The sequence below is a fragment of the uncultured Veillonella sp. genome (assembly GCF_937981445.1).
Lineage (GTDB): Bacteria > Bacillota > Negativicutes > Veillonellales > Veillonellaceae > Veillonella_A.
Window position 1 is genome coordinate 14,195 of sequence record NZ_CALJON010000047.1, and the last position, 20,601, is coordinate 34,795.

The following is a 20,601-nucleotide window of genomic DNA, read 5'->3' on the forward strand; positions in this document are numbered from 1 at the left end:
AAATTATGTTTAATAACAAGATAAATAACGCAAAAATTTGAAAAATAAAGTAATTATACAAAAAAGTTATAATTTTATTGGTGTTTCTAGAAATAAAAAGTTGAATTTTCCTATTTATATAGTATATACTGTAGTTAGACCTAAGTAAGTGATTTTGTTTTAGCAAGACAGAGGTACTCATTTTCCCAAGATGGAGGGATGTTATGAAGAATAACAAATGGGGAGGAAAACGTGTCGGAGCTGGCCGCAAAAAATCATTATTTGATAGAAAAGTCCGGACCTTTCGTTTGACTGATGCAGAATTCTTAGAAGTAAAGCCTCTTATCGATGCAATTCGTAAGAGAACCGAAGCTACTGCGTTAGCAGCCAAGGAAAAAGGTAAGTAATTGTTAATTTTTCGTAAAAAAGATTAACTTGTGGTACAATGAAGTCGATAGCCTTTTGGCTATCGACTTTTTGCCGTTATATAGTATTCTTACAGGTTTCATGTTAGTAATTATTACTAGTGTGGGGCGTATTTTTAGTAAGAATGTGATTTGTGATTTGAGGAGAGACTATAATGAATACAAATAAAAATACAGAATCTACTATGGTATCGAAGGTGGCCCTAGAAGATAATATGAAGGATGCAGTAGCTGATGTATCAAGCCGTTTAAGAGAACTAGATTATAATCCTATGATTTTACACGGTAAAGCGGATCGAACAGGGCAATTCTTAGAGCAATTAAAAGTTTATGAAGCAGATACAATCGCTAATTGGAATATTATGGAGATTACCGGAGACATCTTGGCAAAAGAGTATACAGACAGTGTAACTTATGGTCATGTGGCAGATTTCATGGAACGCTTTGTCAAAATAGATCGCTTAATTGTGACGAATTTTGATTATGTCTTAGAACAGGCAGATGAGTTAGAGCAACGCGCTATTGTACGTATTATTACGGCCTTACGTCAAAATATGCGCCAAATTATTCTTACTATTGAAGATGATGTATTGGCCTATGAAGCGAATGCGATTCAAGATATGATTGATTTGCTTAATAATGCCACTGAAGTAGGCATTAAATAAGCTATACATGAGAGTGGTAGACATCAAATAAGCTATACATGAGAGTAGTAGACATCAAATTAGTTAGTAATGGAATACATAGCTATCAAATTGATTAGAAATACAATATATAGTTATGAAATTAGTTAGTAACATATTTTGGGCTTATAAATGTAATCTTACAAAGAGTTAGTATAAAGAGTTAGTATAAAGAGTTAGTATAAAGAGCAACGCCACGGTCTTAAACCGTGGCGTTGCTCTTTTGTGTAGTATTGCGTATAGGTTTAAAGTGTACAATAGGTCTAGTGTAGGGATAACACTAAAGGAGAATAGTATGCAATAAAATGATACATTCATTAATACGTTTTTAATACATATTGTTTAACAAGCCGTTGATGCGGCGCTGTAATACATAAAGAGGGATTAAACTAGCTAAGAGCCCTATGATAATGATGAGTCCTAATAGAGGATAAGGGAGTAAAGTAATACTATTAGGTACATGAATAGCAGAGGTGCTCGTTACATAATTGGCGATGGTAGCATATACACTAAAGCCCCCTATAGAGCCGAGAATAACGCCTAGCAATAAGATGGTTGTAGATTGACAACAAAGAATAGCATAGAGTTGTTTAGATGAGGCACCTAAAGTTTTTAAAATCGCGTAATCTCGTAAACGACTCATGGTGGATAAGTAAATGGTTACAATCATAACCAATACAGAGAGGGCAATGATTAAATAACCGATTGGTTGCCAAATTTGTTCACCCCGGCCCATAAGGTTAAATAGTTGTACAATAGTTTGTGCTGGGAATACGATTTGTACATCCTTGCGATTGGTATACGTACTAGCTAATTGGTAGGCCTGACTATATCCCATTGGTTCGATTAAAATAGTTGTAACAGCACCTTTGGCCTTAGTATTAGCAGTACTAAGGGCAGAATGTAAGTCCCAAATACTTTGGATATCAGTTAAGACTGCTTGATCATAAGGCCCCTTGGTGGTATCTAAAATACCTACCACAGTAAATTGATGCTCTTCATGGGCTTTCCCCTTAGCTAGTTGACCATGGGTGGAGTAGAAGGTATCGCCAACTTTAAGGCCTGTTTTTTCTGCTACAGCAGAACCTATAACAGCTTCGAAAGGCTTTTTAAACACATTCCCTTTGTCAATGCGCAACCATTCAGGCGCTTTAGGTTTTGGCCGGATATTGAAAATTTCAGCTTCCGTGCCAATGAGTTTAAAACCTTGCACACTATCACCCATGGCGATTGGCACCGCAGAGAGCACTAATTTAGGTTGATTGCGGAGGGCTTCAACTTCAGCGTAAGGAATATTACTTAATGGTCGATCTTGCAAGAATACCGTATTCATAACCATTTGTTGACTGCTCCCATTAGCACCGACTAATAGGGTAAAGGGTTCAGTTGCCGTTGTTAACCCTTGTTGAAAGCCTAAGCCTAAAGCACCTACGAGGACGCTTAGTCCTATGGAGGTGGCCATAACTAAGAGTAGTAAGAAGGTAGTCAAGGGCTTAGACCACAATTGTTTCCATGCTATGCGATAAATCATAGAGCACCTGACTTTCTTACATCGGCCCCATTGGTAGGAGGCGTGCTTGTTACAACAGAGTGTAAAGCTTGTTTTTCTAAATGCAATTGGTTAGTAAAAGCCTCCATAATTGTTGTATCATGAGTGGCGATTATTAAGGTAGCACCTTGATTTTGGCAATAGGAGGTGAGCAGATTCAGTACAATTTCACTATTGTGGGCATCTAAGTTAGCTGTAGGTTCATCAGCTAATAAAAGGGTAGGATTTTTTATTAATGCTCGTGCAATAGCCACTCGTTGTTGTTCCCCTTTGCTAAGCTGGGCGGGCTTTTTGTGAGCAAAGCCTACAATATCCATAGATACCATTAATTGCTCTAAATCATTTTCGTATAACAGTTTATCAGACAGATGACTAAAGTAGGCACCTGTAGTGATGTTCTCCTTAGCGGAGAGGAAGGGAAGGAGATTAAAATCTTGGAAGATATATCCCACATGCTCCCGTCGCCAATTTGTAATGTCTTTAGGGCTACTAGCCGTCAAGTTCATATCATCAATGATAATCTCTCCTTCGGTAGGGCGCAGTAAACCGGCTAAACAATGTAACAGTGTAGATTTACCGCTTCCGCTAACACCAGTGAGACACCATTGGCTAGCTGTGTCAGCTTTAAAATGTGGTACATGGAGAGCATCAATATACTGCTCCCCATCTTTGTACCGATGAATTAAATTCTTAATTTCAATCATAAAATCACTCCATTTTGAGTAGGAGATTTGCTGCAGAGCAGGATTATTCAACGGTGGCATTTCTGATTCGAACGAGGCTTACAAAGCCCGTTTCTGAATCAATATAGCTGCCTAGTTCTAATTGTCCTGTTACAGTAATGTCCTGGTCATATGGCAAAGCCGTTACTGAATCATCTAAGTAGACGACTACAATATTGCTTGGCCAATCAGCATCAGTCGAACAGAAAGGGCAAATTGACATGGGAACTTGGGTAAGTACGAAGAAGTTAATGCTTGGTTTCAATGGTGGTGCCATATAGCCTTGCATAGTAACGGTGCTCCCATTTAACGATTGAAGTGTGTCAGATAATATAAGCCCCTGTGAGGTGGCACCGGCATACATTTCATCAAAGGATAGCCATTGTGCTTGTACTGAAGGAGCAGCTAGTGCTGCTCCTTGCAATACGACTAAAAGAAGAAGGTAACGACAAACTAACTTAAGAACTCTCATTTTTTAGCCACATCCTTGGTTGCATCAACGCCTAATGCACGCATGATACCAAAGAAGACTTCTGTGTTATCCATAACGCCATGGAAGTATTCAGAGCCTGGACCTTGAGCCATAAGCACTACATCATCGGCGGAATGTACTTCGCTTGTTTCACCTGTAGTTGTTGGCAATGTACCTTGCACTAGACGTGCTCCCTGTGGCGCACGATTTGGGTTGGCAATAACTAGACCGTCTTTGCCAGCTCTAGCTGGGTCATTTGGAGTAGGTTGGAAACGATAGTTTTCATAATGATCTGGGGAGTTGGCGTATTGTACAGCAAGCGTCACATCGGCATCAGGATTGTCTGGGAAGCCATCGCGATTAGCATCGATGAAGGTTGGCCATTTAGCATCAGCATATACACGTACCCCTTCACGACCTACTTTGCCGTCTGCTTCACTATAAGTACCAGTAATACTTACGCCATGAGCATGGTCGGCCACTACGATGATAAGGGTATTATCGCCATGTGCTTTGGAATAGTCTTGTGCGTATTTAATGGCTTGGTCAAATTCGATGGTGTCATAGGTGGCACGTTGCCAATCCATAGTGTGAAGTTGTTTATCGATGGAGCCAGCTTCGGACATGAGGAAGAAGCCATTTGGATTCTTTTCTAATACTTCAATTGCTTTTTTAGTCATATCTACAAGACCTGGTTGGTCCGTGAAGCCTTTTAATACTTTTTCATTTGGTGTTAAGAAGGCGCGGTCCATGTATACATTCATTGTATTTAAGGTGAATAGACCAAGGATTGGTTGATCCCCAGTGAGCTTATTAAGCTCTGTTTTAGTACCGGCGAACTGATAGCCCTTATCCTTAAATTCTTGAATAACATTGATATTATCTTTACGTTTGGAGCCTGGTGTGGATAGTGGTAGGAAGAACTGAGAACCACCACCAAGAACTACGGCTGGAGGATTTTGGCGATTAATAAAATCATTGGCAATGAAGTTTTGTTCCCCACGTCGTCTTGTATGAGCTGTAACAGCTGCTGGTGTAGCATCTGTTACAGCAGCGGTTGTTACCATGCCATAGGACATGCCTTTAGACCGTGAGACGATTTCAGCAATGGTTTCCACTTTAGGAGCATCAAGTGAATCTGGCGTACTATTTTCATATACGCCCATAGCATTAACTACTGACTTGTTACCTGTATTGTAAGCAGAAGCGCTATTAGCCGAGTCTGTTACGATGGAGTCATAGCCTGATGTGGTGATTAAAGCGAGGTTTGGCATTTTTTCCATGTTGAGCACGTCATTGTACTTGCCTTCGGATAAGCCTTTAGATAAAATACGGGCCATTTCTTTTGCTTGAAGGCTCATGCCATCGCCGACGAAGAGGATTACATTTTTCGCTTTTTTCTGAGCTTGTTCATTTACGACTTCGTAGTTGGCTGTACGCGTAATACTCGAGTTACCATTAGATGCCACTACTTTTACAACTTGGGAGCCAGTGTTTGAGAAGTGCACATCGTTGATGCGGTAGGAAAGATGCGTGCCTTGATTGATAATTTCAGGCTTTTCTTGTAACACTTTTGCTGCATCTGTACCATTGATTGTTACCGCCACTTCCTTGGTGCTTGATGGTAGTTCTACTTCAAAGTCAAATTGTTGACCGCGCCAAAGTTTGGCCCGATTAATAGGTAAAATTTTAATATCATTGCTAATTTGTGGTAATTGATTAGCACTGAGTTCTTGAGCCGCTACGACTTTAGCTGGTGCGGCTTGTGCGTCTGCATTGCTAGCAGCTTGGCCAATGATGGGAGAAAATGCCAAGGTGCTGGCTAAACTTAACATAATGGTTAGACGAAGACGCTGTTTCTGATTCATAATGAAATCCTCCTATAAATAAAGATACTCTTCTTGCCCTAATCCTAACAAAGAACCTTGAAAAGATACAGAAAAAATACTGTAAAGTATTTGTAACGATTTTGTAATTATAGGTAATATATTGCGTAATAAGGCCGTTGTCATGGATGGTTTATGTATAGTCAGTATAAGGAGGCTTATATGTATTAATAAGAAATTACTATGGGGAATAGAATCATGCTAAGACAGCGCATTGAAAACGATGATAGGATTACATCGAAAAAAATAAATCTATTATGACTTATGCTCAAAATTAATAATCAATATACAAAATTGTAATACAAGCTTGTAAGTGCCTTTTTATCTGCTATAATGAAATTATAAACTATACTATAGAATTTACGTTTTGGCGGATTTTATACATAGTTTTTATGTAAATGGACTTCTAGGGTCCGTATTAGTTTATGTTGTTGTAACAACAAGGTACAGAGGGGTAATTAATTCGAATATACGTAGCCGACTCCATATCGACCAAATAAGACCTAAACGATGCCGTTGTTATAGCTAGGTACACTATGTGTGATTATCTTAAGTAAGATGAATTGTAAATGTTAAGTAAGGCGCTTAAAGGGGGATATGTATATGCAAGTACCAATGTTATTGAAACCCATTGAAACAACAGCGGCAGCGGTTTTAATCGGGCAGCGAAAGTCAAATTTACCTATTGGGCGAATGCTGATTCTTAGCTTTTTAGCGGGTGCTTACATAGCGTTTGCAGCACAAGCGTCTAACATGGGGGCTTATAATTTGCTCGCCATGCCAGAAACTTTTGGTTTAGGTCGTACTGTGGCAGGTCTCATTTTTGGCAGTGGGCTCGTGTTTGTAGTTCTTACAGGGTGTGAATTATTTACTGGAAATGTGCTTATTACAGCGAGTATGGCCGCCAATGAAGTGACAGCCGCTCGAATGCTTCGTAATTGGTTTTGGGTATATTTAGGTAATTTTTTAGGTTCTCTCTTTATCGCTTGGAGTCTTTGCCAGTCCGGCTTGTGGGGGAGTAGTGGACATCTTTTAGGCGCTATGACCTTGAAGATTGCTTTAGGAAAAATTAGTTTATCCTTCGGTTCGGCCCTAATTTTAGGGATTCTTTGTAATTGGCTCGTTTGTCTGGCTGTGTGGCTCAGTTTTTCTACCATGTCTATGCCAGCCAAGATTATGGGGATTTTCTTACCGATTTTCATGTTCGTATTGTCGGGCTTTGAACATAGTGTAGCTAATATGTACTATATTCCAGCAGGTATTATGGCAGCTCAAGACCCTGCCATTGCGGCTAAGGCCTTGGCTATAGGGGTAAGTCCTGAAGGGATTGCTTCGCTTACATGGAGTAATTTTATTCTTAAGAATTTAATTCCAGTTACTTTGGGTAATATGATTGGAGGCATTTTATTCATTGCCATGGCGTATTTCTATGGACATGGTAAACCTAGCAAAGAAATGCTTGAATCTGTAGAAAAAGGAATTTTTAAATAAATAATGAGGACTCTCATTACGGATCTGGCCCTGTAGTTGACCTTATACTATAGGGCTAGATTTTCTTTATACTTAGTTTTTTATACTTAGCTAGATTTTTTATATGGAATTAGATTTTATATGGAGCTAGATTTTATACTTAATTATGGGGCCTTAGCATTGACCCTTTTCAATATCGAAAAAATTCGCTATACTAATAATTGAAAAGTAGTAAATGAAGATTACAAAATATTTGACCTGGTGAGCTTATTTTTTATAGCTCATAGCAGTAGAAATGGAGTAACAGATGGAATATACCGGTATTTTATATTCAGTAGAGAATCATGTAGCTACGATTACCTTTAATCGTCCAGAAGTACAAAATGGTTTTAATGTGCCTATGTGTAAGGAAATATTAGATGCTATTGAGCGCACAGAGGCTGATCCAGAAGCGCGCGTATTATTATTCAAAGCCAATGGTAAGGTCTTCTCGGTAGGGGGCGACTTGGCAGAAATGAAGCGTGCTGTTGAAGAAGATGATCAACAAGCCTTAGTGGCTATTGCTGAATTGGTTATGCAAATTTCATTTGCTATGAAGAAGATGAGTAAACCTGTTGTTATGAGTACTGATGGTGCTGTAGCAGGCGCAGCTTTTAACATGGTATTGGCAGCGGATCTTTGTGTGGCATCGACAAATAGCCGTTTTATTCAGGCTTTCGTAAATGTAGGTCTTGCACCTGATGCTGGCGGTATGTTCTTGTTGACTCGTGCCATTGGCATGAATCGAGCTATGCATTTAGCTATGACAGGGGAAGCTGTTATAGCTGAAAAGGCAAAAGAATACGGCTTTGTATATAAAGTATGTGAGCCAGAATTATTAGTAAAAACAACAGATCGTCTTTGTACACGCTTAGCAAAAGGTCCTGAACTTTCCTTCAAAGCGATGAAAGAACAAATGTGGGCCGCCTTCTTTAGCAATTGGGATGAATATGCTAAATTAGAAGTGGAGTTACAAACATACTTAGGTTTCTCTGAAGACTTCAAAGAAGGCGTTCGGGCCTATGCAGAACGAAGAAGACCTAAGTTCCAAGGGAAGTAGTTAAATAGACTAGGTCTCGTCTTTGAAAAATAAATATCATTTTTAGGAAAAATATAAAAGATGTCATATATACGCGCTCTCAGGTTAGTCAAACTAAATGTTCGCTTCGTATATGTGACATCTTTTTTGGTAGAAACAGATTTGTAGAAATAGATAATGTACTTACAAAGAATGAGACCGTCATCGGTATGAGAAGTTTATACAGCTCAGTATGTGAGAAGGTTATACTGCTATGGATAAGTGGTATTGTACACTTTATTTAATGCTCTTTATACTAATACTTGTGAAGTGATTATTACCTGCCCTTGTATGTAATGTATGGGAAAGGTAAATATTGTCTTGAATTTATAATGAAGGAGAAAGTTTCATGAGTATGTATAATTATAATAAAGATACAGTAGAGTTAAATAATGGTGTTACAATGCCAATTTTGGGCTTTGGTGTTTATCAAGTACCACCTGAAGAAACGAAGCAAGCTGTGCTAGAGGCTTTAAAAGCAGGCTATCGTCATATTGATACGGCGCAAGCTTATGGCAATGAAAAAGAAGTGGGCGAGGCCATTAAAGAGTCGGGGATTCCGAGAGAAGAGCTCTTTATTACGACAAAAATTTGGATTAGCAATTTTGGTTATGAAGCAGCAAAATCATCTATAGATCGTTCATTACAACGCATGGGGTTGGACTATGTAGATTTATTCCTTTTACACCAACCATTCAGTGATTATTATGGTGCCTATCGCGCCCTAGAAGAAGCTTATGATGAAGGTAAAACGAGAGCTATTGGGGGAAGCAATTTTTATCCAGATCGTTTAAGTGATGTAGCCGCCTTTAACCGTATGGTGCCACAAGTGAATCAAGTGGAAACGCATCCTTTTAATCAACAAATTGAGGCTCAGGAAAACATGGAAAAAAATAATGTTCAAATTGAGTCTTGGGCTACATTTGCTGAAGGGCGCGGCGATATTTTTAATAATCCTATTTTAAATGAAATTGGTAAGGCTCATGGTAAAACAGCAGCACAAGTAATGATTCGTTGGCAAGTACAAAGGGGCATTGTTTGTTTGACTAAGACTGTACGACCTGAACGAATGGCCGAGAATTTTGATGTATTTGACTTTGAATTAAGCAAAGAAGAGATGAATCGCATTCAATCGTTAGACCGTAAAGAAAGTTTATTCTTTAGTCATCAAGATCCAAAAACAGTGGATTTCTTCATTGGCTTGGTAAAGGACCGTGAAGATTTAGATTTATAAGAAGAAAGAAAAAAACACAGGTAGTGTTTCCTAATAAAAGGAAATGCTACCTGTGTTCTTTATATTATAGTGTGAATTGTTTATTTAGAATTAACGATCACCGTTAAAAATGGAGTTTTTAACGATTACATAGTCAACTTTTCGAATGGCATTTAGATTGTTGCCACCTGCATAGGAGATGGAAGATTGAAGGTCTTGTTCCATTTCAGTTAATGTGTCAAACAAGCTACCTTTGGAAGGAATGTACATTTTTTTACCTTCTACATTTTTCTTTTCCCCTTTTTGGGATTCAGAGGCACTGCCGAAGTATTCTTTATATGGTTTGCCTTCGATTTCTACAGTTTTGCCTGGGGATTCTACATGACCTGCAAATAAGGAACCGATCATAACCATAGTAGCACCAAAGCGAATGGATTTAGCAATATCGCCATGGTCACGAATGCCACCATCAGCAATTACAGGTTTAGTAGCAGCCTTGCTGCACCAACGAACAGCAGATAACTGCCAACCACCAGTACCAAAACCAGTTTTTAATTTAGTAATGCATACTTTACCAGGTCCAATGCCTACTTTAGTGGCATCGGCGCCAGCATTTTCAAGCTCACGTACTGCTTCAGGAGTACCCACATTACCAGCAATAACGAAGCTGTCTGGTAATTGTTTCTTAATATGTTGAATCATTTGAATTACAGAATTAGAATGGCCATGAGCAATGTCAATGGTAATAAATTCAGGGGAAAGACCAGCGGCTTTGATTTCATCTACAAAAGCAAATTCTTCGTCTTTAACACCAATACTAATGGATGCGTAAAGACCTTGTTCTTTCATGCGTTTAATGAAGTCTAAACGAGTATGTGGTGCAAAGCGGTGCATAATGTAGAAATAATTTTCACGGGCTAATTTTTCAGCTAATTCTTCATCGATAATTGTTTGCATATTAGCAGGAACCACTGGTAAGCGGAATGTATGGGAACCTAATGTTACAGTTGTGTCACATTCACTACGGCTGTTTACAATACATTTATTAGGAATTAATTGGATATCTTCATAGTCAAAAATATTTGTTGTATTAATCATGGAAATCCTCCTATTCTCATGGTTATCACATAATAATCCATTAGATATTATATAGAAAAATTTAAAAATAAGCAAGATGTAGATGAAATAAATATTACAACTACAATATATTGTAAGGTGTATTTGCTCTATAGTATATGACAAGAGACAAGATTTACTTATTTCTACTCTTTTTGTCTACTTATACTCAACGATTGTACTGTGAATGTGCTATAATAAAGTTATTATTAATAGTATGTATTACTATAGATGGTATTGGGTAAATAGTGCATAAGGATGTAATAATGGGTTAGCATTTTTGAGGAGGCTTTCATTATGGTTCAAAGACAGCGAACTCGCATGATTGTTGAAGCGGGTTTATGTATCGCTATTGCTTATGTACTTCATTTTATTGTGTTATTTCAAATGCCCCAAGGCGGCTCAGTAAATGCGGCCAATTTGGTGCCACTGGTTATTTTCTCCATGCGTTGGGGTGGAAAACAGGGTATCTTGGCTTGCACTATGTATGGTGTGATTGCCTTTTTATTGGGGGCTAAATTCTCCTTGCATTATTTGAGCATTTTACTAGATTATTTAGTAGCTTATGGTGTTATGGGGATTACAGGATTTTTTAGAACGAGTCATTTAGGTGTGCTCATGGGCTTTGGGATTAGCTCTTTACTTCGGTGGTTTGCTTCCGTAGTATCGGGGGCTGTCGTATTTGCTGCATATGCACCGGTGGGGCAAAATCCATGGATTTATTCCATGGCATATAATGCCACTTATATGATTCCTGAATTTATTATTAATGCCCTCGTAATTTTACTATTTTATAATCGCATTATGCGGGGTATTACAATGAGCACTCGTTAATAGGAGGCGTTTGCGTTCTGGTGGTGCCTAGGAGGCATTTGCTTTCTGGTAGCTCTAGGTGGAGTTGGTTTATTTCTTAGCGCCTGGGCACATTCTGCTTACCTGTTAGGGGGAATAGCTGAGCTGGAACTGTAATTGTTTTAGTACAGTATGTTGAGTATTAAAAGGAATGAAATGGAATTGAAGAAGGTGATAGGGTGAAACGACTTGTTCTCGAACGAACAGACGGTCATCATGCATATAAAAGAGGCGTGCTTATTTTAAGTGGTGGAAAGAGCTCTCGTATGGGGCAGAGTAAGGCTGATTTGCCTTGGCAAGGGGGCACTTTGCTGACGCATATGTTGGACAGGGCTAGATTGAGCGATCCTAATGATATTGTGATTTCCACTAATACCCCCATTGATTTGCGTTTGCTTTCCGGCGATTTGTATGAATCACATCCTTTAAGTGATTGCAAGGGACATAAAAAGCTTTGTAACGAAGAGTTGAGGGCTATTGATCCTCATGAAACGCATTGCCTTCAATGGAAGGTAGGCGAATCTACACCTATAACTATATATGTAGTTGCTGATGTAGGCGGGAGTCATGGCCCCTTAAGTGGTATACTAAGTGGCTTGCAAGAGGGACGAAGCGAAGTATATATGACTGTGTCCATCGATATGCCGTTTTTTGAAAATTTTGATTTTGGTACTACTTGCCATATGTTAGATCGCTTGGGTGAAGCACCTATTGATTGCGTTGTGCCTACATTGCATAGTCGCATAGAACCTATGGGAGCTTTGTATAGTAAACGCTGTATTGAGGCTATAAAGCAGTTGTTACAACAAGAGGAGTACCATGTACGGGCTTTGTTTGACCTTGTAAAAACGGAGTATATTGTTGTCGATGATAAGGCATTGGAGTATAAAAATGTAAATACGCCATTAGAGTTTAAATTAGCTAGAGCTAAGGCAGAGAATACTAAACGTAAGGTACCGCTTATTTCCGTTTGTGCCGCCCAGTCTAAAACTGGCAAAACAACGATTGCTACGGCGCTGATTAAGGCCTTAACAAAAAAAGGATTTGACGTAGGTTTTGTAAAAAGTGATGGCCATGGCTTTACCATGGACCAGGAGGGGAGTGATACTTGGCAAGCAACCGAGGCCGGTGCCACAGCAGTGGCCATTAGTGGGCCTACGAGCTATGCTATGATTGTTTCGCATAATAAAAAGAAGGATATTGCAAGTTTGGCGGAGAATTTATCAGTAGACCTTGTTGTATTAGAAACACGCAGTCGAGGTGTATTACCTATTATTCAGGTTGTTCCTAGTTTTACTGATGTAGTTACAAGTGTAGACTCTACGGATGTGCCTATAAAAGACACAGATGTAGTAGCCATTGTGTCCATGACAGAAGAAGCGATACCACAGCAAGACGGCTTATGTACAAGGTGTTATTTTACAAAGTCCCAAATAGAGGCCTTGGCGGATTGGCTTTGTGAAGAAGCTATATAAGTTGCGTTATAGAAAACATCATATGAGTAACCCAGATTAGAAACAACAATAATAGGATTAGGTATAAAGTAGAAGCGATTCAAGTGAATGAGAGGATGCCATATGCAAACTAACTATGAAAAAATTGTGTCTGTTTGTTCGTATTGTGGTTCAGGTTGTCAAATTGAGTTTACTGTAGACAAAAAAGCCAATCGTATCATTGAGGCGAAAGGGGCTCCTGGACGAACAAATGAAGGCCGCTTATGCTTAAAAGGTTTTTATGGTTGGGATTACTTAAATGATCCTAAAATTTTAACGCGTCGTATTACACAGCCTATGATTCGCAAGGGCGGTAAGGGCAGTGAGTTAGAAGCTGTAAGTTGGGAGGAAGCCATACAATACACAGCGGATCGCTTAAAGGCGATTATTAAAGAATATGGTCCTGATGCGGTTATGGGCGCTGGTTCAGCCCGTGGACCAGGGAATGAAGCGGGCTATATTACTCAAAAATTTATGCGTGCTGTCATAGGTACAAATAATGTGGACCATTGTGCGCGTATTTGTCATGCTGCTTCCGTTGCTGGCTTAAAGCAAACTATTGGTGAAGGCGCTATGTCAGTGAGTGTGCCTGAAATTGAAGATGCAGAAGTTATCTTTAATATAGGCTATAATGGGGCTACTTCGCATCCTATCGTGGCACGCCGTATAGTAAAAGCTAAGGCAAAAGGGGCGAAGATTATTTGCGCAGATCCGCAGATTTCTGAAACAGCTCGTATTGCCGATATTCATTTACAACAAAAAGGCGGAACAAATTTACTATTACTCAATGCTCTTGCGTATACAATTATTGAAGAAAAATTATATGATGAGCAATTTATTAAAGACCATGTAAATGGTTTTGAAGATTTTGTACCAAAACTAACAGGTTATGCACCTGAAGCGGTAGCTCATTTAATTGGTGTTTCAGCACAGCAAATTCGTGACGCAGCACGTATGTATGCATCCTCTAAACATTCCGTAATTCTTTGGGGCATGGGGATTACCCAATTCTCCCAAGGTGTAGATAGTGTAGCTGCTTGTTCTAATTTAGCCATGTTAACTGGGAACTATGGTCATTATGCGACTGGCGTAGGTCCTGTACGTGGACAAAATAATGTACAAGGGACTTGTGACATAGGGATTTTACCTGATGTATATCCAGGGTATCAATCGGTTACTGATGCGGCGGTACGTGAAAAATTTGAAGACGCTTGGGGCGTTAAATTGTCGCCTAATGTGGGTATTAAATTAACACAAGTGCCTGAATATGTATTAGAAGAAAAAGACCCTAAAAAACAAATTCATGCCTACTATATTATTGGGGAAGATCCAGCACAATCAGACCCAAATCTAGAAGAACTGAGAGAGTCCTTACGAAAGATTGATTTCGTTATTGTCCAGGATATCTTTATGAATCGTACGGCTGAGTATGCCGATGTATTATTGCCTGCCACTGCTTGGGGCGAACATGATGCTATCTATACTAGCTGCGACCGTGGCTTCCAACGAGTGCGCAAGGTAATTGAGCCTCCAGAAGGTGTTAAAACTGATTGGGCGATTCTCTGTGAAATTGCTACGGCCATGGGCTATCCAATGCATTACAATAATACGGAAGAAATTTGGGATGAAATGCGTAAATTAGCGCCTAAATTCACCGGTGCCACTTATGCAAAAATTGAAGCCCTAGGTGGTGTTCAATGGCCTTGTTACGATGAAAGTATGGATGATAAAGGGACTATGTTCCTTCATGAAGGTGGTCATTTTGCAACTAAAGACGGACGCGGTAATTTAGTATTTACTGATTATCAACCAGTAAAAGAGGAAGTAGATGAAGAATATCCATTATCTTTCTGTACAGTTCGTGAAGTAGGTCACTATTCAGCGCGTACTATGACTGGCAATTGTCGTATGCTTCGTCAATTAGAAGATGAACCAGGCTGGATTGCGATGAATCCTAAAGATTGTGAAGCCTTAGGTGTGGAACAAGGCGACCTTGTTCGCGTACGTTCTCGTCGAGGTAGCTTGATTACCCGTTGTCTTCCAACAGAACGGGCTAAAGAAGGGGCTACATACATGACGTATCAATGGTGGATTGGTGCATGTAATGAGCTTACCTTAGGAGAACTTGATCCAAAGAGTAAGACCCCTGAGTATAAATACTGTGCATGTCGTGTTGAAAAATTAGATGATCAAGCAGAAGCAGAAGAATATGTGAAGTCACAATATGCTTTAATTAGAGCTAAAAATGGTATAGTAAAGGCAGGTGCCGGTGCATGAATCGATTTGTAAAAGGAAATCCCTTACTTTGTATAGGTTGCCGTACATGTATGGTAGCATGTGTAGTTGCTCATAGAGGCAATGGTATTTTTACGACTGACCCAGATAGTGAAGATTTTTATCCTCGTATTCATGTCATTAAGACGAAGACAAAAACGATGACGGTACAATGTCATCATTGTGAAAATGCACCTTGCGTTACTGTTTGTCCTGTAGGGGCCTTAGAAAAGGGTGTTGATAGCATTTTACTTCATGAAGAACGTTGTATTGGTTGTCAGCAATGTACTATGGCCTGTCCATTTGGGGCGATTCAAATGAAGACCCTTGATGATGAACAAGGGGTGCGTACCATTGCTAATAAATGTGATCTTTGTGCACATACCGAAGAGGGTACACCAGCTTGCGTATCTCATTGTCCAACAGAAGCATTGACTTACTATGTAGATGATGCGATTCAAACGATTGTAAGTCAAAAGAACCTTCAAACGGCTCGTAAAGCTTGGGCTGCAAAGGAGGGACAAGTATGAACCAATTTGTTTTTTGTGACGTAGACCTATGCATTGGCTGTGGCATGTGCGAACGGCAGTGTATTATGGCTCATCATGGCTTGAAAATGACTGAAGTGCAGTTAGATAATCCGCTACAACGGGCTCGCTGTAAGTCTTATCGTTTACCGGAAATGAAGGTAGCTGTACATTGTCGTCACTGTGAAAATGCTCCTTGTATGAAGGCTTGTCCAGTGAAGGCAATTTCTAAGCGCAATGACAATATGATTTATGTAGATGAAGATACTTGCATTGGCTGTCGCGAATGTGTGCTTGCTTGTCCATTTGGGGCTGTGCGTATGGCACCTGTTGAAGAAGGTCGCGTAGTGGCAACAAAATGTGATTTGTGCATAGATACTGAAGCTGGCACACCTGCCTGTGTAAAGGGTTGCCCTAAAAAAGCGCTAACTTTGGTAACCAGCGAAACGATTAAAGAATTAATTCGGCATAAGCGTGAAACCTTTGCTTAAAGAGCGTGACTCTAAAGGTCGGCTGCTTTTGATTGTAATTAGGTCGATTGCGTTTGATTGTAATTTAAAATGTATCCGTTACAATGGCAACAGATGCAAAGAAAAAAGTATAGTATATTGGACAAAGAATATACTTGGTAAATTGTACATCAATTGTATTGGGTGGCGTAGTGCGATAGTGCTACGCCTTACCAATTTATAAGGATGGGAGATTATATGAAGGCCATAACAGTAGATGAATGCCAGGCGATTTGGCAGAATAAAATAAGTGAAAGGCATATACCAGCAGTGGAACACATTCCCATATCACAAGCATTAGGCCGTGTATTAGGGGCTGATTTAGCTGCAAAAACAGATATGCCGCCTTTTCGCAAATCCCCTTATGATGGTTATGTTATTTCATATAGTGAAGGTCAAAGTCGATTTAAAGTAGTGGGATTAATTGGTGCTGGCGAGACTTTTGATGGCGTTGTACAAAAGGATGAAGCTGTTCGCATTATGACGGGGGCCCCCATCCCAGAAAGCTGCGATACGATGATTATGCAGGAGCGTTGCCTAGTAGAAAACGACTATATTACAGTTCGTGGGGCCATTACGAAAGGCGATAATATTATCCCGAAAGGCGAAGAATGTGCCGCCCATGACATCATTTTGCGTGCGGGTACTTATTTAGATGCCGGTGCTATCGCTGTGGCAGCGGGCTTGGGGTATAGTCAAATTCCGGTGTATAAAACATTGCGCGTGCTTGTCCTTACTTCGGGACGAGAAATTGTATCCTTAGATGAGCCCCTCGGTGCAGGTAAAATATATAATTCCAATTTGTTTATGCTAACTAATTTGCTAAAAACTCATGGCTTTGATTTAGTTAAAACCTATCATGTCAGCGATGCACCAGATTGTTTACATGAAGAGATTGAAAGAGTGAAACTGCTGAGTCAAGACATGGATATTATTATTAGTACAGGTGGTGTATCTGTTGGTTTATTCGACTCCATGCCAGCTATTTATAAGGCCTTAGGGGGTGAGGAATTGTATACGCGTCTTTTGATGCGTCCAGGGGCGGCGTCTTTTGGTGGTCTCATTACTTCTGGTGATTCTAGTAATAGACGCTATACCCTTTGTTTTGGCCTATCTGGAAATCCTACAGCTGCTTACAATGCCTTTCATCTTGTAGCCTTGCCTATTTTAAAATTGTGTCAAGGTTATGCAGCTACGAAAGCCCTCACTGTGCCTATGCGATTGGGCACAGCAATTCATAAGAAAAATCCTTTTGATCGATATGTGCAAGGTGTTATACAATACGATGATGCAGGGGCCGTATTCGTGCCTAATCGAGTATTTACCTCCAGTGCGTTATTAGGCTTAGGTCATACTAATGGATTAGCCAAACTAGAGCAGGGCGTACATAGCTATGAAGCAGGCACTATGGTGCCTGTAATGATGTTAAAAAAGTAAAGCTCTTGAGGAATAGTGCTCTTAAAAACTGTATATCTCTTAGAAACCGTATATTAACATATAAAAAGCGAAGGTCTTATGATAAAAGAATCTCTTTGGGGGAGATGACATAAGTCTTCGCTTTTTTGTATTAAAGTGGTATTAAATTAGTTAGATATGAGTTAAGTAATTTAGAAAACCGAGAACTGATTGCTGGTAGAGGCATAGGACTTTAGGTTCTATGCCTCGTTTTTTTATTATAAGCCTGTAATACGCTCTTTATGGGTCATACATTTAAAGGAATCAGGACGAAGTACGTTGACTAAGGTAATATTGTATTTCTCCGCTAAACTGATGCCTAAAGCCGTAGGCATGGCACGGGAGCACATAATAGGGACCCCAATGCGATTTACTTTATAAATAACTGATTGAGGAACACGACCACTAAAGATTAGAATTTTATCTGAAGTGTCTATTTTTTGTGTCACAATGATACCAAGTAATCGATCAAGTACATTATGACGGCCTACATCTTCTGCGTAGGCAATGACTTTACCGTCTTTTACAATAGCTCCCTCGTGGACGCCATGGGAGGTGTGATGCGCTTTGGTGATGGAGTCTAAGAGTCCGCCGTAACTACAAATTTCGTCAGCACTGACTCTAAAATCCATATTCTTTGGAGCCCTAGGTTTGGGTGCTGCATCTTGGTAATAACTTACATCATGGGTTAAGCTTACGTCGATGCGATGTGTTTCTGAATCCATGGAGATATGAGCAATATCCTCAGGACCTTCTACATGACCTTCCACAATACAATAGCCAATGATTAAATCTTTGAAGTCATGAGGGGAGGCAATGAGGGTTGTAATTGATTTGCCTTCTATATATAGCTTGTAAGCCACTTCTTGAGAAATGTGTAATTCCTCTTGTTTAGGACCATCTTGTTTGGAATAGGATGTACAAGTATAGTGGTTAATATCTGATAAAGCGTACATAGGAAAACCTCCTTAGGTTTTGATAGGAACATGGGGGGTGTCAAAACTAGCCTAGAGACAATGGTAGGATACTCATGTTTAACAAATCGCATAAATCTACTAAAAACATAGGATATATAATGTATATTCATCATAGCATGTTTCGTCCATAGAGACAATTGTTAATTAGTCATGCTTAATAATGCAGCTTGTAGCTATGATTTAAGTACTTCTTTTGCTATATTAATAGATTGTGAAAAAAGGTGGATTTAATTTTTAATTGCGTTGTAATTTTCTATAGATTATTTGCCAGGGAATTAATTTTTTGATAAAATAAAGCGTAAAAATTTTTATAGTTTGAGTAATGCTTGCTTTTACAAGGGATTGTAAAGTCGTTTTTAGAATAGAAGGTATCATATTATTTATAAATAAAATATATAATCTTATTAAATACTGTGTTATAAGTTAAATATTATACTATAAGTTAAATACTATATATATGCTTATTAAATACAATTTAAATACATATACATTCTTAAAACAATAGTTACTTCCTTTTGGAAAAGAAGTATTGGCCAAGGTGTAGTATGAGAAGGAAGTGAGTAAGTTGGCAATCTTAAAAAAAGTTAGTTTAGCCGCCTGGATCGGTATTGGATTGGTCTTAGGTGTAATTGTGGGGGCAGTGGCGCCGGATATAGCGGTTCAACTTAAGCCATTAGGGGACGTTTTTATTCGCATGATTAAAATGATCGTAGTGCCATTGATTTTTAGCTCCTTAGTCATGGGTATTGCTGGCACAGGTGATTTTAAAAAATTAGGCCGTTTAGGTGGCAAATCAATTATTTGGTTTGAAGTAGCGACCACCTTGGCCTTGATTGTAGGCCTGGTAGCAGTTAATCTAATGGAGCCAGGTGTTGGTGTAACTATGACTCATGTGGGCTCTAATGAAGCCGTTACTAAAGCAGCATCAAGCCATGGTCTAGATCATGTACAAATGTTAGTTAACATCGTGCCTACTAATATCATTGATGCTATGGCACGTGGTGATATGTTACAAATTATTTTCTTTAGCTGTTTATTTGCCATTGCGGCGGCTGCTACGGGGAAGGAAGGGCATCATATTATTGACTTATCAAAGAGTGTTGCCCACATTATGTTTAAAGTGACGCATTATGTAATGTATGTGTCACCTATTGGGATTTTTGGGGCCATTGCGTATACGATTGGTGAATATGGTCTTGAAATGTTAATGCCCCTTATTAAGTTGGTTGTATGTTTATATATAGCGGTGGCGGTGTTCTTAGTTCTTACTGTTGCGCTTGCATCAGCAGTAACAAAGACCAATTTATTCCCGCTTTTAAAGACCTTAAAAGAGCCTATGGTGTTGGCCTTTTCAACAGCAGCCAGTGAAGCAGCTTTGCCAATTGCCATGGAACGACTTGAAAAAGCCCGTATTCCAAGTCATGTAGTTAGCTTTGTATTGCCTTTAGGCTATACTTTTAATCTAGATGGTTCCACTTTGTATAGTGCCATTGCCGTAGTATTTTTATCTCAAGTGTATGGCATACATTTTCCTATTGAATTACAAATTGTTATGCTATTGACTTTGATGGTATCTACTAAAGGGATTGCTGGTGTGCCTGGTGCAGCTTTGATTGTCATTGCTGGTACTGCCGCAGCTTTTGGCCTTCCTGTAGAAGGGATTGCCATTTTACTTGGTGTAGACCGCGTGCTCGATATGGCACGAACTATGTGTAATGTAACAGGTAATTGCATCGCTGCTGTAGTGGTAGCTCGTTGGGAGAATGATGTGACACCTGAAGACTTGAAAGAGCATATTCGAGAAGAAAATGCTGAATTAAGTTCCTTATAATTTAATAGTATGTAAGTAAATAAAGACTGTAGGTTTTGAGTGGCGTTTAGT

At 39.3% G+C, this 20,601-nt stretch carries 18 protein-coding genes; 12 read left to right on the forward strand and 6 right to left on the reverse strand.

Annotated elements, in window-relative coordinates:
• Positions 1-203 precede the first annotated feature (203 nt).
• Positions 204-386, forward strand: coding sequence for a hypothetical protein (locus tag Q0376_RS07575; RefSeq protein ID WP_298706093.1), 183 nt, complete (start codon positions 204-206; stop codon positions 384-386).
• A 173-nt stretch (positions 387-559) separates the two neighbouring features.
• A complete protein-coding gene (locus Q0376_RS07580; RefSeq protein WP_298706096.1) occupies positions 560-1,069 on the forward strand; it encodes a DnaA ATPase domain-containing protein in 510 nt (169 codons plus the stop codon).
• Positions 1,070-1,415: 346 nt separating this feature from the next.
• Here Q0376_RS07580 and Q0376_RS07585 read toward each other — a convergent pair whose 3' ends face one another.
• Genes Q0376_RS07585 through Q0376_RS07600 form a run of 4 tightly spaced genes read right to left on the reverse strand, consistent with a single transcriptional unit; the run spans position 1,416 to position 5,698 of the window.
• Complete coding sequence (locus tag Q0376_RS07585; RefSeq protein WP_298706099.1) at positions 1,416-2,618, reverse strand: ABC transporter permease; 1,203 nt, start codon at positions 2,616-2,618, stop codon at positions 1,416-1,418.
• Entirely contained in the window at positions 2,615-3,340 is a 726-nt protein-coding gene (locus Q0376_RS07590; RefSeq protein ID WP_298706101.1) for an ABC transporter ATP-binding protein, read from the reverse strand. Before Q0376_RS07590 ends, Q0376_RS07585 begins: the two co-directional genes overlap by 4 nt.
• A gap of 43 nt (positions 3,341-3,383) precedes the next feature.
• Positions 3,384-3,830 (reverse strand): hypothetical protein, encoded by a 447-nt coding sequence (locus Q0376_RS07595; protein WP_298706104.1) that lies wholly within the window; start codon positions 3,828-3,830, stop codon positions 3,384-3,386.
• The gene (locus Q0376_RS07600) at positions 3,827-5,698 is read right to left on the reverse strand and encodes an alkaline phosphatase (protein WP_298706107.1); all 1,872 of its coding nucleotides are present in this window, start codon (positions 5,696-5,698) and stop codon (positions 3,827-3,829) included. The genes Q0376_RS07595 and Q0376_RS07600 overlap by 4 nt, the downstream gene beginning before the upstream one ends.
• 621 nt (positions 5,699-6,319) lie before the next feature.
• Here Q0376_RS07600 and Q0376_RS07605 point away from each other — a divergent pair.
• The 3 genes from Q0376_RS07605 to Q0376_RS07615 all read left to right on the forward strand — a co-directional run bounded on the left by Q0376_RS07605 (position 6,320) and on the right by Q0376_RS07615 (position 9,537).
• On the forward strand, positions 6,320-7,207 hold the full coding sequence (locus Q0376_RS07605; protein ID WP_298706110.1) for a formate/nitrite transporter family protein: 888 nt from the start codon (positions 6,320-6,322) through the stop codon (positions 7,205-7,207).
• Between the two features lie 286 nt (positions 7,208-7,493).
• Positions 7,494-8,285, forward strand: coding sequence for an enoyl-CoA hydratase (locus Q0376_RS07610; protein WP_298706113.1), 792 nt, complete (start codon positions 7,494-7,496; stop codon positions 8,283-8,285).
• Positions 8,286-8,652: 367 nt separating this feature from the next.
• Complete coding sequence (locus Q0376_RS07615) at positions 8,653-9,537, forward strand: aldo/keto reductase (RefSeq protein ID WP_298706116.1); 885 nt, start codon at positions 8,653-8,655, stop codon at positions 9,535-9,537.
• A 90-nt stretch (positions 9,538-9,627) separates the two neighbouring features.
• Here the strand turns inward: Q0376_RS07615 and guaC are convergent, their stop codons facing one another.
• Positions 9,628-10,614, reverse strand: coding sequence for a GMP reductase (gene guaC / locus Q0376_RS07620; RefSeq protein WP_298706119.1), 987 nt, complete (start codon positions 10,612-10,614; stop codon positions 9,628-9,630).
• A gap of 315 nt (positions 10,615-10,929) precedes the next feature.
• On the opposite strand from guaC, the gene thiT reads away from it, so the two are divergent.
• From thiT to Q0376_RS07650, 6 genes are all read left to right on the forward strand, one after another.
• Positions 10,930-11,466, forward strand: a complete 537-nt coding sequence (gene thiT / locus Q0376_RS07625) for an energy-coupled thiamine transporter ThiT (RefSeq protein WP_298706122.1) — start codon at positions 10,930-10,932, stop codon at positions 11,464-11,466.
• A gap of 197 nt (positions 11,467-11,663) precedes the next feature.
• Positions 11,664-12,959: a molybdopterin-guanine dinucleotide biosynthesis protein MobB gene (locus Q0376_RS07630; protein WP_298706125.1), complete on the forward strand. Its 1,296-nt coding sequence runs from the start codon at positions 11,664-11,666 to the stop codon at positions 12,957-12,959.
• A 102-nt stretch (positions 12,960-13,061) separates the two neighbouring features.
• Positions 13,062-15,254 (forward strand): formate dehydrogenase subunit alpha, encoded by a 2,193-nt coding sequence (gene fdhF / locus Q0376_RS07635; protein ID WP_298706127.1) that lies wholly within the window; start codon positions 13,062-13,064, stop codon positions 15,252-15,254.
• Positions 15,251-15,781 carry a 4Fe-4S dicluster domain-containing protein gene (locus Q0376_RS07640; protein ID WP_298706130.1) on the forward strand — a complete coding sequence of 177 codons (531 nt, stop codon included), beginning with the start codon at positions 15,251-15,253 and terminating at the stop codon, positions 15,779-15,781. Before fdhF ends, Q0376_RS07640 begins: the two co-directional genes overlap by 4 nt.
• Entirely contained in the window at positions 15,778-16,269 is a 492-nt protein-coding gene (locus tag Q0376_RS07645) for a 4Fe-4S dicluster domain-containing protein (RefSeq protein ID WP_298706133.1), read from the forward strand. Before Q0376_RS07640 ends, Q0376_RS07645 begins: the two co-directional genes overlap by 4 nt.
• A 216-nt stretch (positions 16,270-16,485) precedes the next feature.
• Entirely contained in the window at positions 16,486-17,724 is a 1,239-nt protein-coding gene (locus Q0376_RS07650) for a molybdopterin molybdotransferase MoeA (RefSeq protein WP_298706136.1), read from the forward strand.
• 236 nt (positions 17,725-17,960) lie between these two features.
• Here the strand turns inward: Q0376_RS07650 and Q0376_RS07655 are convergent, their stop codons facing one another.
• On the reverse strand, positions 17,961-18,698 hold the full coding sequence (locus tag Q0376_RS07655; protein WP_298706141.1) for a formate dehydrogenase accessory sulfurtransferase FdhD: 738 nt from the start codon (positions 18,696-18,698) through the stop codon (positions 17,961-17,963).
• A 586-nt stretch (positions 18,699-19,284) separates the two neighbouring features.
• On the opposite strand from Q0376_RS07655, the gene Q0376_RS07660 reads away from it, so the two are divergent.
• On the forward strand, positions 19,285-20,550 hold the full coding sequence (locus tag Q0376_RS07660; RefSeq protein ID WP_298706144.1) for a dicarboxylate/amino acid:cation symporter: 1,266 nt from the start codon (positions 19,285-19,287) through the stop codon (positions 20,548-20,550).
• Positions 20,551-20,601: the final 51 nt, after the last annotated feature.

Excerpts from the sequence above, each read along its gene's own strand:
- Q0376_RS07575 (WP_298706093.1), top strand. The coding sequence starts at position 204 with ATGAAGAATAACAAATGGGGAGGAAAACGTGTCGGAGCTGGCCGCAAA.
- Q0376_RS07580 (WP_298706096.1), top strand. The coding sequence starts at position 560 with ATGAATACAAATAAAAATACAGAATCTACTATGGTATCGAAGGTGGCC.
- Q0376_RS07585 (WP_298706099.1), bottom strand. The coding sequence starts at position 2,618 with ATGATTTATCGCATAGCATGGAAACAATTGTGGTCTAAGCCCTTGACT.
- Q0376_RS07590 (WP_298706101.1), bottom strand. The coding sequence starts at position 3,340 with ATGATTGAAATTAAGAATTTAATTCATCGGTACAAAGATGGGGAGCAG.
- Q0376_RS07595 (WP_298706104.1), bottom strand. The coding sequence starts at position 3,830 with ATGAGAGTTCTTAAGTTAGTTTGTCGTTACCTTCTTCTTTTAGTCGTA.
- Q0376_RS07600 (WP_298706107.1), bottom strand. The coding sequence starts at position 5,698 with ATGAATCAGAAACAGCGTCTTCGTCTAACCATTATGTTAAGTTTAGCC.
- Q0376_RS07605 (WP_298706110.1), top strand. The coding sequence starts at position 6,320 with ATGCAAGTACCAATGTTATTGAAACCCATTGAAACAACAGCGGCAGCG.
- Q0376_RS07610 (WP_298706113.1), top strand. The coding sequence starts at position 7,494 with ATGGAATATACCGGTATTTTATATTCAGTAGAGAATCATGTAGCTACG.
- Q0376_RS07615 (WP_298706116.1), top strand. The coding sequence starts at position 8,653 with ATGAGTATGTATAATTATAATAAAGATACAGTAGAGTTAAATAATGGT.
- guaC (WP_298706119.1), bottom strand. The coding sequence starts at position 10,614 with ATGATTAATACAACAAATATTTTTGACTATGAAGATATCCAATTAATT.
- thiT (WP_298706122.1), top strand. The coding sequence starts at position 10,930 with ATGGTTCAAAGACAGCGAACTCGCATGATTGTTGAAGCGGGTTTATGT.
- fdhF (WP_298706127.1), top strand. The coding sequence starts at position 13,062 with ATGCAAACTAACTATGAAAAAATTGTGTCTGTTTGTTCGTATTGTGGT.
- Q0376_RS07640 (WP_298706130.1), top strand. The coding sequence starts at position 15,251 with ATGAATCGATTTGTAAAAGGAAATCCCTTACTTTGTATAGGTTGCCGT.
- Q0376_RS07645 (WP_298706133.1), top strand. The coding sequence starts at position 15,778 with ATGAACCAATTTGTTTTTTGTGACGTAGACCTATGCATTGGCTGTGGC.
- Q0376_RS07650 (WP_298706136.1), top strand. The coding sequence starts at position 16,486 with ATGAAGGCCATAACAGTAGATGAATGCCAGGCGATTTGGCAGAATAAA.
- Q0376_RS07655 (WP_298706141.1), bottom strand. The coding sequence starts at position 18,698 with ATGTACGCTTTATCAGATATTAACCACTATACTTGTACATCCTATTCC.